Consider the following 13,416-nt stretch of genomic DNA (forward strand, 5'->3'; position numbering starts at 1 on the left):
CGTCCGGGGTGGGCTGGGAGAGGCTGCGGCTCGGGCGGGAGGTGTTGCCTTGATTGAGGGTGGAGAGGCCCTGCTGCAGCAGGTTCCCGATGGTGTCGCCGAGCTGCCCGCCGAGCGGGCTGGTCTGGCCGGCGCCGCCGCCCGGTGGCTGACCGGTGCCGGGCTGTGTACCGGTTCCACCGCCCTGCACGCCGTTGAGCAGGTTGGTGAGCCCGTTGAGGCCCTGGCTCAGCCCCTGGCCGTTCGCCCCGAACAGGCCCTTGCCCATCTCCTTCAGCTTGGCATAGGCGGCCTGGGGATTGTCGAGGATGCCCTGCATCTCCGGATAGATCCGCGGGCTGACCCAGGGCCCCTCGACCATCACGGGAATGCCGAGGCCGACCGGATTGCCGGTGCGGCCCTGGCCCTCGGTGGTCATCACCAGCTGCGGCTCGACGCGGAACCCGATCTGGCGGGTGTTGAGATCGATGGTGCCGACCCCGCTCATCTTCACCAGCGGACCGATCAGGTTGAGATCGGTGGTGACGGCCTGGCCCTTGTCGAGCTTGAACGAGGCCGAGAGCTGGCTGAGATCGGTCGACAGCGCCTCACCCTGCTGCCAGCCGGACAAGGTGCCGGTGGTGAGGTTGCGGATCATCTGCGCGACGTTGAGGCCGAGGATCTTGCCGTCCTGGAACACGACGAAGGTGATGCCGCCGAGATTGCCGACGATGGCGCGCTCGCTATTGCCCTGCGAGGTCAGCGCGAGCTTCGCCTGCATCCTGCCGTCGAGCTTGTCGAACTCGGCGAGGCTGTTCAGCACCGGCAGCGCCCGCACGCCGGCAAGGTCGAGCCGCAACGCGTAGGTCGGTGTCGCGCTTCTCGCGTCGATGGTGACGTCGCCATTGGCGGTGCCCTCATAGGCGCCGAGATTGGTGAGCTTGCCCTTCAGCACGCCGCTGTCGACCGACGCCTCGATCGCAGCCTGCGCGAAGCGGCCGTCGCCGATCACGAGCTCCGCCGCCGAGATGCGCGCCTGCGCGTCGACATAGTTGAGCCCGGCAAGATCGATCGACGCGTTGCTCCAGCTGTTGGTGCCCAGTGGCTGCGTGGTTCCGGACTGGTCCGGCGGCATCGCAATCGAGATGCGCTGGAAGTCGAGATCGAGCTTCACCAGCGGCTTGTTGCTGGCGAAATCGACCGAAGCCCAGCCGGTGAAGCCGCCGTCGCCGAGCGTGCCGGATACGCCGTTGAACATCACAACCGTGCCGTTCAACCGCGCTTCCGCATTGGCCTTGATCGCCGCCGGCAACAGGCCGGGTGCATCGATGGTGATTTCGGCCGGCACGTTCTGGCGCTCGAGCGGCGCCTGCGGCGCGGTCGCGCGGATCTCGAACTTCAGCGGCTTGTCGCCCGTGCGCGCGTCACCGGTGACGACGATCTTGCGGTCGTCGCCGATGGTCGCGTCCAGCTTCAGCGCCTCGACCCGGTTCTCGACCCGGTCGCGCACATTGGAGAACACGATGGTGCCGCCGGTGATGCCGACATGCCGGATCGTGATGCCGCCTTGATCGGACGTGGAGGACTTCGCCGGCGGATTGTGGTCGCGGGTGCGCTCGCGCTGCAACGGCAGATTGACCACCGGCTTCTCGATCACGAGGTCGGTGATGTCGGGCCGGCCCGACCACAGGCTCGCCAGCGTCATCTCGGCTGCGACGCGGCTCGCTGCGAACCGGCTGCCGGCCTCGCGCACCCGCGGGTCCTGCAACACGACGTCGCTGAGCGTCAGATTGACCGTCGGCCAGAGGCTAACCTTGGCGCCGCCATTGATGCTGAGCTTGAAGCCGGTCTCGCGCTCGACCCGCTCGGTAATGGCAGACGTCAGGAAGGAGGACGGGATCCCGACCGCGGCCACCAGGGCGACGATCACGATCACGGCAGCAATGGCGGCCCCGGCGAATTTCAGTGCTCTCATCTCGATATTCCAGGCCGGGCGGACAGGGTTCCACCGCGCAAAGGCACGGCCGGTCGCACGAGATTACCCCGCAAACGAGGCCTCGCTGCAATGACCGCAAAAATAATCCGTTACCAGCATGAACTTATGTGACCTCTCACACACTCTTATGAGGGTGATTTTTGCTAACCGGGCGTCAGGGGACCGCTCGGATGGATTTGGAAGGCAATACAATGAGCAAACAGGCCGAATTTGCGGTCATTCTGAAAATGAACCCGATGTTCGCCGATCTCGGTGCGGACGAGTTGCAGCGGCTTTCGGGCCTCTGCCACACCCAGCAGCTCGCCACCGGCGAGGTGCTGTTCCAGAAAGGCGATCCCGGCGACGCCCTGTTCGGGGTCCGCCGCGGCCAGATGCGCATCGAGACTGGGGCCTCCGACGGCAGCCGGCTCACACTGAACTTCATGGGATCCGGCGATCTGTTCGGCGAAGTCGCCGTCCTCGACGGCCAGGATCGCACCGCGGATGCGACCGCGGGCGAGCCCACCGAGTTGTTCGTCTTGCGGCGGGAGGATTTCCTCGGCTTCCTCGAGCGTGAGCCGAAGGTCGCGGTCAGGCTGATCGCATTGCTGTGCCAGCGCATCCGCTGGCAGAGCGAGCGGATGGAAGAATCCGTGCTGCAGCCATTGCCGGTCCGACTTGCACGCCGGCTCTGTGCGCTGGCCGAGGATTTCGGTTCCGAGGTGCACATCTCGCAGGAACAGCTCGGCATATTCGTCGGCGCCGCGCGCGAGAGCGTCAACCGGCAACTGCAGACCTGGCGCAAGGACGGCATCGTCGACCTGCAGCGCGGCCGGATCATGCTGCACAACATGACCAAGCTGACGGCGGTCGCGCGCAACGATTAGAGCGTTTTCGACCGAAGTAGCCGCCGGCTCGCGTCAAGAAAACGCGTCGACCAAGAAATGATCGCATGCAACGCGCGCGCGAGGATTTGATCCTCTCGCGCGCGTCGCTTGCGAATGCTGACGCACTCCTGCCTAAAAGACGTGCTTGCATGACGAGGCCGGTATCGCTTTCATCGGCCCGCCGGTCCTTGGGGTGACACCCAGCTTTGCTGGCCTCACGCCATCCACCTGCAAACCCCTGCGGTCTCTTTCCCGTTGACCGCAGGGGTTTTGCGTTCCGGGTGTTGCGTTTTTTGGCGCAGCCGAGATCGCCGAGCACATCTTCGTCCCTCAAACGCATCGACAAAGACACCTGCGGCGGAGTCCCTCACGACGCCGCGCTCTCTGCGGGCGCGGCAAATGCGCACCGTGCGGGAGGCATCAATTCAGGGATCGACGTGCTATAGACTGACCAAAAAGGGAGATTCGGCATGGATCAGCAGGGCGCGGGCGGCAAGCCACCGGTCAAGTCGCAGGAGGATCTCCGCGGCCATTTCGGGCAGGTGAGCCCGCTCGCCGAGAAGAAGGTCCTCCACCATCTCGACAAGTTCTGCCGCGACTTCATCGCGCTCTCGCCGTTCCTCGTCATCGCGTCGAGCGATGGCAACGGCCATGCCGATGCCAGTCCGCGCGGCGACGCGCCCGGCTTCGTCTCGGTGATCGACGACAAGACGCTGCTGATCCCGGACCGCCGCGGCAACAACCGGGTCGATACGTTCGGCAATATCATCGCGTCGCCCGGGGTCGGGTTGATCTTCATGGTGCCGGGCATCAACGAGACCCTGCGCATCAACGGGCGGGCGGAGATTTCGCAGGAGCCGGATCTCTTGACCCCGCTGACGGTGCAGAACGTGACGCCGATCATCGGCCTCAAGGTGTATGTCGATGAAGTCTACTTCCATTGCGGCAAGGCGCTGATGCGCTCGAAGCTGTGGAGCCCCGCTGCGCAGGTCGAACGCAACAGCTTCCCGACGCTCGGCCGGATCATCGCCGAGCAGACCGCCGCCATCGAGGTCGAGGTCGCCGAGAAGGCGATGGAAGAGGCCTATCGCACGAGGCTCTACTGACCCGACCGCTAGGGTGACGTGATTTGCCTCAGGAGCGCCGTATCGCCGAACTCGACGAGTTCGGCGATCTTGCCGTTCTCGATCCTAAAGAGGTCGACGACCTCCGTCGTGACGGTGATGTCCTTCGGAATGAAGCGGACCGTGATGGTCGAGTGCACGGCGACGCGGTCACCATCGATGAGGAAGCTCGTGACCTTGCGATCCACGAACTGGAACGCCGTGATGAAATCCGACAGCGCCTGCCGGACATTCGCGTGCCCTTCGACGGCGCCGGTTAGATGAAGAGCCTCTTTGTCACCGACCAGTTCGAAACTCGCGCCGGGGCCAAATGCTTTCATCAGCTCATCGATGTCGTCCTTGTTGCGCGCGGCATATGCCTCAGTGATCAAGCGATGGATTGCTTCGCGGTCTGTCATCGGGAGCCCTCCTCTCCGGTCTGAAGACCGCTACTCTACCACACCGAGAGTGCAGCTGGCTCGCAACTTCTGGAATGCGGACCCTGATTTACTCTGCGGCGGGCGAGATCATGCTCGACGGGCCGCCCTGCCGCTTGGTCTCGTCGGGCTTCGGCTCGCTCGGGGTCAGCTCGTGGTCGGCATGCGAGACCACGAGCCGCTTGCCGAAGCGCCAGATCAGGCCGCCGATGTCGTCCATCACCATGAACATCGCCGGCACGAACACCAGCGACAGCACGGTCGAGAAGATCAGGCCGCCGATCACCGCGAGCGCCATCGGCGAGCGGAATTCGCCGCCGGCGCCGAACGCCAGCGCTGACGGCATCATGCCGGCGGCCATCGCGATCGTGGTCATCACGATCGGCCGGGCGCGCTTCATGCCGGCGTCGATCATGGCCTCTTCGCGCGCCTTGCCGTCGCGGATCGCCTCCACCGCGAACTCCACCAGCATGATGGCGTTCTTGGTGACGATGCCCATCAGCATCAGGATGCCGATCCACACGGGCGTGGTGAGCTGCTTGCCGGTCAGAAGCAGCGCGCCGATCGCGCCGCCGATCGAGAGCGGCAGCGAGAACAGGATGGTGATTGGCTGCAGAAAGGTGCCGAACAGCAGCACCAGCACGGCATAGACCATCATCAGGCCGGCGGTGATCGCGGTGGCGAAGCCGTCGGACAGCTCGGCGAGGCTCTCGGCGTCGCCGGACGGGCTGACCTTGACGCCCTTCGGCAGGCTTTTCATGACCGGCAGGTCGTAGATCAGCTTGGTGGCATCGCCGAGTGCGGCATTGCCGACCAGGTCGGCAGCGACGGTCGCCTGCCGCTCGCGGTCGTAGCGGTTGATGCTGGTCGGGCCCTGGTCGAGCTGGATGTCGGCGACGACGGAGAGCGGCACGCCGCCGCGCTCGCCGCGCTGGCCGAGCGGCACGCGCAGCTGCTCCAGCATCTGCAAATCGCTGCGCGCATTGTCTTCGAGCTGGACGCGGATCGGCACCTGGCGGTCGCCGGCGTCGAACTTGGCGAGCGCCGGGCCGACGTCGCCGATGGTGGCGACGCGGATGGTCTGCGACAGGCTCTCGGTCGAGACGCCGAGCCGCGCCGCGAGCTCGGCGCGCGGACGGATGCGCAGCTCGGGCCGATCGAGCGCGGTCTCCGAGATCACATTGGCGATGATCGGGATCCGCTTCATCTGCGTCGCCAGCTCGCTGGCGACGTTGTTGACGATATTGCTGTCGGTGCCGGTGACGACCAGCGAGATGGCGCGCAGGCCGTTCTCGTCGAGGAACCAGAACCGGATGTCGGGAACGTTATCGAGCTCCTTGCCGATCGACAGTTCCAGCTCGCGCTGGGTGATCTTGCGGTCCGCCTTCGGCGTGTAGTTGATGATCAATGCGGCGCGGCGCACCTCCTGGATGCCTGGCGGCACCCGGCCGCCGTCGACGAACACGCTGCGCACCTCGGGCCGCTTGCGCAGCCGCGCCACGATCTCCTCGGTAACCTTCTCGGTGTAGGCAAGCTGCGAGCCGGGCGGCAGCTCCATCGCGAGCAACGAGCGCGCGGTGTCCTGCGCCGGCAGGAAGCCCTGCGGCAGCAGCGTGATGCTCCAGATCGACGCGGCGAACACCGCAAAGCCGAGCAGCACGGTGATGTAGTGGTGCTTCACCGACCAGGTGACGAGGCTGTGATAGGTGCGCAGGATGCGGCCGGGCGGCGGATCGTCGTGGTCGTGATGCTTGAGGAAGTAGGCCGCCAGCATCGGCGTCACGAAGCGCGCCGCGAGCAGCGAGAAGAACACCTGCACTGACACGGTGATGCCGAACTGCTTGAAGAACTGCCCGGCGATCCCCGACATGAAGCTCGCGGGTGCAAAGATCGCGATGATGGTGAGCGAGATCGCGATCACCGCAAGGCCGATCTCGTCGGCGGCTTCGAGCGCGGCGCGATAAGGCGTCTTGCCCATCCGCATGTGGCGGACGATGTTCTCGATCTCGACGATGGCGTCGTCGACCAGGATGCCGGTCGATAGCGTGATGGCGAGAAACGAGACCAGGTTGAGCGAGAAACCGAGCAGGTCCATCGCCCAGAACGCCGGGAAGATCGACAGCGGCAGCGAGACCGCGGCGATGATGGTGGCCCTGATGTCGCGTAGGAACAGCAGCACGATGATGACGGCGAGGATCGCGCCCTCGAACAGGGTCGAGATCGCGGCCTCGTAATTGCCCTTGGTGAACTCGACCGAGGTGTCGATCAGCTTGAGGTCGACGTCGGGATAGGCCACCTTCAGCGCGTCGATCCGCTTCTGCACCGCGGCCGCGACGACAACGTCGCTGGCGCCCTTGGAGCGCTTGATGCCGAGCGCCACCACGGGCTCGCCATTGAAGCGGGCGAAGGTGCGGCGGTCGGCGATGGTGTCGGTGACGGTGCCGAGATCGTCGAGCCGGATCTCGCCGCCGCCGAACAGCGGGATCATGGTGCCGGCGAGCTCATTCAACGTCTTGGCGCCGGCCAGCGTGCGGATCGCCTGGTCGTTCTTGCCGATCTCGGCACGGCCGCCGGCGACGTCGACATTGGTACCGCGCAGGATCTGGCTGACATTGACCGCGGTGAGGCCCACGGCCTGCAATTTGTCGGGATCGAGCGAGACCAGGATCTCGCGCTCGACACCGCCGATGCGCTCGACCTGGGCGACGCCGCGCACGCCCTGCAGCGCGCGCTTGACCACGTCGTCGACGAAATAAGACAGCTGCTCCGGCGTCTTACCGGGCGAGATCGCGGCATAGGTCACGATCGGCAGGCCGATCACGTCGACGCGCTGGATCAGCGGCTCGGTGACGTTCTGCGGCAGGTTGGCGCGCACGCGGGTTACCGCGTCCTTGACGTCGTTGAGCGCGCGGTCGGTGTTGGTCTCCAGCGCGAACTGGATCGTGGTCACCGACAGGCCGTCGGTGATCGACGATGAGATATGGCGCACGCCCTCGACGCCGGAGACGCCGTCTTCGATCGTCTTGGTGACCTGCGACTCGAGTTCCGAGGGCGCGGCGCCGAACTGCGAGACCGCGACCGAGATCACCGGAATGTCGGCGCTCGGCAGCCGCGTCACCGCAAGCTTGGTGAAGGAGACCCAGCCCAGCACCAGCAGGATGATCGAGAAGACGATCGAGGGAAGCGGGTTCCGGATTGACCATGCCGAGATGTTCAAAGCCATTAGCGTGTCCGAATTAGCGTGATCGCGTGCGATCGAGTTCGTCGGCGAACATGGTCTTGATCTGGTCGCCGTCATGCAGCGAGGTGCCAGCATCGGCCACGACGATTTCGCCGACGTCGAGGCCTTCAAGGATTTCAGTCGAGGTGTCCGAGGTCAGTCCGACGCGCACCCTGCGGGTCTCGACGGTGTTGCCCTTCACCACCTGCAGGGTCAGGCGGTCGATCGCGGTGCGCGGCACCGCGACGCCGCAGGAGCGCTTGGCGTCGATATTGGCGCGCGCGAACATGCCGACCTTCAGCGTCGGATTGCTGTTGATGGTGATGCGGACGTGACCGAGCTGGGTGGCGCGGTCGATCTGCGGCGAGATCTGGCGGACCTTGCCGACGATGTCGGGTGCGTCGTCGCGGCTGATCCGCACATTGGCGCCGGGATTGAGCTTCAGGAGCTGGAAGCCCGGCACCTCGGCGTCGAGCTCGATCTCATTGTTGACCGAGATCTTGAACATCGGCGGAGCCTGCGGCGAGGCCGGCGCGCCGGGCGCGGTGCGCACCTCAGTGATGAGCCCGGCTGCCGGTGCCCGCAGCACGACCGGCTTGGCGTTACCCTGGGCGGCTTGTTGCGGCGGCGGGGTCAATCGCGCCAGTTCCTGGTTCTCGGTCACGGTGTCGCCCTCGCGGACCAGCACGTCGGTGACCTTGGAGCCGTCCTGGTCGACATTCACCTGCGCCTCGCGGCGCGGCACGATGAAGCCGGTGACGCGGACCATGTCGGAGAAGCAGGCATTGGTCGATTTCGTTACCACAACCAGCGCCTGGCCAGGCGTCTCTTTCTCCTCCGGATGGGAGCGGTGCTCGAATGCGTAATAGGCGACAGCCAGCGCGAGGAAAACCACCGTGCCGAGCGCAGGCTTGAGGTACTGGGAAAAATTCATCGCCTGATCAATCCAGAACTTGGCGCGTATCGACAGGGATTGTCTTGGGCGCTCGTCGAAGTCTCATCACGCTCGCCATCGTATTCCTTGAGCCTGCGGAAGGCCGGTGTCCATTGTTCCGGATCAGGCCCTGACGTCGTGTGAGGCGGGTCACCTGTGGGCTGCTCCGGGCTTCTGCCCTCAAGCAAATGCGCCCCGCCGGGGTGCGGGACGCATTGTAACCTCAAAAAGCGGCCACGCCACCGCCGATCGGCTCTGGATCACTTGAACCAGATCACTTGGGCCAGATCACTTGGACGCCGTGTCCTTGTTTTCGACGTTGACGACCTGGACGCGCCGGTTGACCTCCGCCATCGGGTGGCTCGGGTCCTTGAGCTTGCTCTTGCCATAGCCGACGGTGACCAGATCGGTGCCATTGATGCCGTATTTGTCGACCAGATAGCGCTTGATGGCGTCGGCGCGGCGCTCCGAGAGGCCCTGATTGTATTCCTCGCCGCCGGCGGCGTCGGTGTGGCCGGCGACCACGAAGGTCGAGCCCTTCAGGTCCTGGTTGGTCAGGGCGCGGCCGAGCGCCTGCACCGAGGGCAGCGACTTCGCGCTGATGTCGGCGGAGTTGTAGTCGAAGTTGATCTCGAGATCGATCTTCGGCTTGTCCTGGACGATGGTCGCGATTTCATCGCGTTCGGTCGAGGACAGCGAGCGGGTGGCGCGGCCGCGGACGCTCTGCATGAACTTGGCCTGGTCGGCGTTCAATCCCGGCGCGGTGGTCTGCGGGCCGACCGAGAGGCCGCGGGTCAGCGGCTTCTTCTCGGGCGTCAGCGCCTTGATGATCTGGTCTTCGGTGACATCGTCACCGGCGCGGGCGGCCGCCATGCCGAACGACAGCATGGCGCCGGCGGTCACGATTGAAAGGATCGCGGCCTTTGCCGACGGCTTGAACATTTCAGTCCCTCCTGCGCAGGCTGGCGCGGTTCCATGCAACGCTTCAGATCGATTGGCCGGCATTGCTGCCCGGCACGCACCCTCTGATTAGTCGCGTAATTTCATCAGCGGTTCGAGTCGCGGGCCGGCTGCGTTTGATTTGTCATTGCACGCCGTAGTCGGCGAATTCCTTGACGATGTTGGGGTCCATCGCCTTGGCGTTGGCGATGTCGAGATCGCCTTCCGCGACCGCGCCGTTGCGCTTCTTGGCAAGGCCGCGCCCGTACAGCGACGAGGTCAGCCGCGGGTTGATCTTCAGCGCGGCGTCGAAATCGGCGATGGCGTTCTTGTTCTGCCCGCCCTTCAGGTTCATCAGGCCGCGGCTGTCGAGCGCATCGACGAAGTTCGGACGCAGCCGCAGCGCCTCGTTGCAGTCCTTCAGGGCCGCCTGCAGGTCGCCCATCACGGTGCGGACCCAGCAGCGGTTGTTGTAGGCCTCGACGTCCTTCGGGTTCAGCCGCAGCGAATTGGTGAAGTCCTTCACCGCGAGGTCATAGGCACCCTTGCTGGCATAGACCTGGCCGCGGCGATACAGCGCAGCCGCATCATCAGGGTTCTTGTCCAGCTTCTCGCTCAGGCTCTTGATCGTCGGATCGTCGGCGAGCACGGGCGAATTGCTTGGCGCCGGCGTGGGCTGGATCACCACCGGCGGCGGAGGTGCGGGCGGCGGCAGCGCAATCTCCGGCGCCTTCGGCGCGGGCGGCGGAGCCGTCGGTGCTGTCGCGACGGCGGGCTTCGGCGGGGCGGGCGGCGGCGTCGGTGCCGTTGCGGCTGGAGGCGCCGGTGCTGGTGTCGGCGTTGCCGCGGGCGGTGCCGGCGGGGGCGCGACCGGCGGTGCCGTCGCGACCTCGGTTGACGGCGATGCGCTCGGCGCTGGCGCGGCATTCGGCGATCCCGGCGTGCCGCTTTGAGGGGCTGCTCCGCCTGGAATGAACGAGAAATCTTCTGCCAGCGAGGACGAGATCCACGGCACCTGTTCCTGCCGCGAGGCACGGGTGACGCCGACGCGGGTGCGGTTCAGCGTTTCCTCCGCCATCAGGTCCGGGGTGCGGATCTCCTTCAGGAGTTCCCGCACGAACAGGCTGCGGTCGCTGCCATTGTCGGAGACGACCGACGACAGCGCGGCCGAATACATCACCAGCGTGCCGTTGGGGGCGATGACCGGGGCGAGCCCGGCCGAGAAGCTGCGGAAGCGGCGCTCAAACGGGTTGCGCCTGGAGGCGTCGATCAGGGCGATCTTCACCCCGGCGCCGCGGCTGTTGATCTCGCCGAGCACGGTCTCGAGGCTGAAGCCGTCGCGGCGGACGTCGGCCTCGGCCCAGATCTGGGCGTCGACCGGGATCATGTAGCTCTGCCGGTTGGACTGGATGCCGTAACCCGAGAAGAAGATCAGCGCGACCGAGCCCGGCTTGATCTTGCCATAGAGTCGGTCGAAGGCGCGGCGCATGCCGTCACCGGTCAGGTTCTCGCCGACCTCGACGGTGAAGCCGTCGCGTTTGAGCTCGTCGGCGACGTCACGGGCGTCGTTGACCGGCTCCTTCAGCGGCGCGTCGGCGTCGGGATATTTGGCGTTGCCGATGACCAGCGCGAAGCGGTCGCCGGCGGCGAAGGAAGGGAGAGGCGACGCGATTGAAAAAATCAGCGTGGCGAGCAAGGCAAGGCGGATTTTCATAATCGCGGCAAATCCAGATCGCGGCATTCCAATGAAATGGCGCCGCTTCCAGCCTGCGCCTCGGGAACCTTACTCTAGCGAATACCTATTATCAAACCACCGCCAAACCTCCGTCAACGGCTTGCAGCGCCGTCGTTTATTGCGATGACGATCATAAGGCCGCAGTGCAACAGCATGCGGTCATGGCGGCCATCGCCGTCCCGGCATGGTGCTGGTTCCGGCGAGCCGATAATGTGATTGCATTCACAGAGGCTGCGGCCGCCCTGTCATGCACTCGTCGTACCCCGCGCGGTTTGACCTTTGCGCGAGGCGATGGCTTTGTGTCCGGGACGGCAAGCCATTCAAAAAAGATCTGCAAACAAGACCGCAAACAAGAGCGAAACCGATGGGAAACGCCTACGAGATCTACGCCCTGCGCTATGCGACGATGTCGCCGCGCACGCCTCACCTCAACTTCCTGGTCCCCGATCCGCACGACACCACGGCGCAGGATCTCGACTACTTCGTCTGGCTGATCCGCGGCCACGGCCGCGACATCCTGGTCGATACCGGCTTCAACGCCGAGGAAGCCAAGGCGCGGGCCCGCAAGCTGACGCTCAACCCGGTGGATGCGCTGGCCGGCTTCGGCGTCAGCGCCGACGCCATCCGTGACGTCATCGTCACCCATCTGCATTATGACCACGCCGGCAATCTGGATCGCTTCCCGAACGCCAAATTCCATCTGCAGGAACGCGAGATGACCTACGCGACCGGCCGCTGCATGTGCAACGGCATGCTGCGCCATCCGTTCTCCATCGAACATGTCACGCAGATGGTCCGCCACGTCTATGGCGAGCGCGTCACCTTCCATTCCGGCGATGGCGAGATCGCGCCCGGCGTCACCGTGCATCGCGTCGGCGGCCATTCCGACGGCCTGCAGGTGGTGCGGGTCGAGACCGCGCGCGGTCCGGTGGTGTTGGCGTCGGACGCCGCGCACTACTATGCGAACCTGCACAAGAAGAGCCCGTTCCCGATCGTCTACAATGTCGGCGACATGGCGCAGGGCTGGGAGACTGTCGAGCGGCTCGCCGGTCATCCCGATCGCTTCATCCCCGGACACGATCCGATCGTCAGCGAGATCTATCCGCGCGCCAGCGACAAGGTCGATGCGTTCGCGCTGCACCTGGCGCCGTCGCGATCGTTCGCGAAATAGCCTGGTCGCTCGGGCGGCGCATCTCCAACATTCAAGAAACGTCAAGAAGAAGCAGCGATATGACTCAATACGGGACTCTCGGGTTCATCGGCCTCGGCGTGATGGGTGAGCCGATTTGCCGCAACCTCGTCAAGAAGAGCGGCAAGCGCGTCGTAGTGTTCGACCTTGCGGCCGAACCGTTGCAACGGCTCCGCGCCGACGGCGCCGAGGTGGCTGAAACGGTCGCCGACGTCATCAAGCATAGCGACGTGCTGTTCCTCTGCCTGCCGAGCGCCAAGCATGTGCGCGCGGTGTTCGAGGGCGACGGCATTCTGAAGAATGTGCGGAGTGGCCAAATCGTGGTCGATCTCGGCACCTCCTCGGTGAGCCAGACCCGCGACTTTGCCGCGCAGCTCAAGGCCAAGGGGGCAGCCTGGGCCGATGCGCCGATTGCGCGCACGCGGCAGGCGGCGCAGGACGGCACGCTCAGCGTGATGGTCGGCGCGGTGCCCGCGCTCTACGCCGCGATCGAGCCCTTGATCCGCTGTTTCGCCACCGACGTCACCAATTGCGGCGATGTCGGCGCCGGGCAGGTGACAAAAATCCTCAACAACATGGTGCTGTTCGAGACCGTGAATGCGCTGGCTGAGGCGGTCGCGGTGGCCAAGCACAATGGCGTCGATCCGAAGCTGTTGCTCGAAACCTTGTCGAAGGGCTCGGCCGACAGCTTCGCGCTGCGCAATCACGGCATGAAGGCGATCGTGCCCGGCGTGTTTCCCGAGCGCGCCTTCTCGACCGAATATGCGCTGAAGGATCTGTCCTATGCGCTGGAGCTTGCCGCCGACGCCGGCATCACAATCCGCGGTGCCGAGCTGATCGGCGCGGTGCTGCAGGAGGCGATCGACAAGGGATCGAAGGATAATTATTTCCCCGTGATCGCGAAGCATATCGACCGGGCGTAGTCCTCTCCATCGTCATTCCGGCTCGCGCAGCACACGCCCGGAATGAGGGGAGATAGGGCGGGGCGCCCGCCAACCACCAGCGTCGTCCTGGCGAA

The 13,416-nt window shown here is 65.3% G+C and carries 10 protein-coding genes; 4 read left to right on the forward strand and 6 right to left on the reverse strand.

The features are described 5' to 3' along the window. Positions 1-1,954, reverse strand: a 1,954-nt coding sequence (locus CK489_RS10195) for an AsmA family protein (RefSeq protein ID WP_143278115.1), incomplete at its 3' end; no start/stop codon positions are given. 212 nt (positions 1,955-2,166) lie between these two features. Between CK489_RS10195 and CK489_RS10200 the strand changes: the two genes are divergently transcribed. Further along, positions 2,167-2,841 (forward strand): Crp/Fnr family transcriptional regulator, encoded by a 675-nt coding sequence (locus CK489_RS10200; protein WP_050631133.1) that lies wholly within the window; start codon positions 2,167-2,169, stop codon positions 2,839-2,841. A 470-nt stretch (positions 2,842-3,311) separates the two neighbouring features. Continuing rightward, a complete protein-coding gene (locus CK489_RS10205) occupies positions 3,312-3,947 on the forward strand; it encodes a pyridoxamine 5'-phosphate oxidase family protein (RefSeq protein WP_095732219.1) in 636 nt (211 codons plus the stop codon). Positions 3,948-3,955: 8 nt separating this feature from the next. Here CK489_RS10205 and CK489_RS10210 read toward each other — a convergent pair whose 3' ends face one another. The 5 genes from CK489_RS10210 to CK489_RS10230 form a co-directional block, all read right to left on the reverse strand. After that, positions 3,956-4,363, reverse strand: a complete 408-nt coding sequence (locus tag CK489_RS10210; protein WP_095732220.1) for a nuclear transport factor 2 family protein — start codon at positions 4,361-4,363, stop codon at positions 3,956-3,958. Between the two features lie 88 nt (positions 4,364-4,451). Continuing rightward, positions 4,452-7,604, reverse strand: a complete 3,153-nt coding sequence (locus CK489_RS10215; RefSeq protein WP_095732221.1) for an efflux RND transporter permease subunit — start codon at positions 7,602-7,604, stop codon at positions 4,452-4,454. Positions 7,605-7,617: 13 nt separating this feature from the next. Then, entirely contained in the window at positions 7,618-8,535 is a 918-nt protein-coding gene (locus CK489_RS10220) for an efflux RND transporter periplasmic adaptor subunit (protein WP_095732222.1), read from the reverse strand. Between the two features lie 288 nt (positions 8,536-8,823). Continuing rightward, complete coding sequence (locus CK489_RS10225; RefSeq protein WP_095732223.1) at positions 8,824-9,477, reverse strand: OmpA family protein; 654 nt, start codon at positions 9,475-9,477, stop codon at positions 8,824-8,826. Between the two features lie 142 nt (positions 9,478-9,619). After that, the gene (locus CK489_RS10230) at positions 9,620-11,188 is read right to left on the reverse strand and encodes a caspase family protein (RefSeq protein ID WP_095732224.1); all 1,569 of its coding nucleotides are present in this window, start codon (positions 11,186-11,188) and stop codon (positions 9,620-9,622) included. Between the two features lie 385 nt (positions 11,189-11,573). Here CK489_RS10230 and CK489_RS10235 point away from each other — a divergent pair, with 385 nt between their 5' ends. Continuing rightward, complete coding sequence (locus CK489_RS10235) at positions 11,574-12,380, forward strand: N-acyl homoserine lactonase family protein (RefSeq protein ID WP_095732225.1); 807 nt, start codon at positions 11,574-11,576, stop codon at positions 12,378-12,380. Positions 12,381-12,409: 29 nt separating this feature from the next. After that, the gene (locus CK489_RS10240; protein ID WP_283807262.1) at positions 12,410-13,321 is read left to right on the forward strand and encodes an NAD(P)-dependent oxidoreductase; all 912 of its coding nucleotides are present in this window, start codon (positions 12,410-12,412) and stop codon (positions 13,319-13,321) included. Positions 13,322-13,416: the final 95 nt, after the last annotated feature.

Origin of the sequence: Bradyrhizobium sp. UFLA03-84, assembly GCF_002289535.1 — a bacterium.
GTDB lineage: Bacteria > Pseudomonadota > Alphaproteobacteria > Rhizobiales > Xanthobacteraceae > Bradyrhizobium > Bradyrhizobium viridifuturi.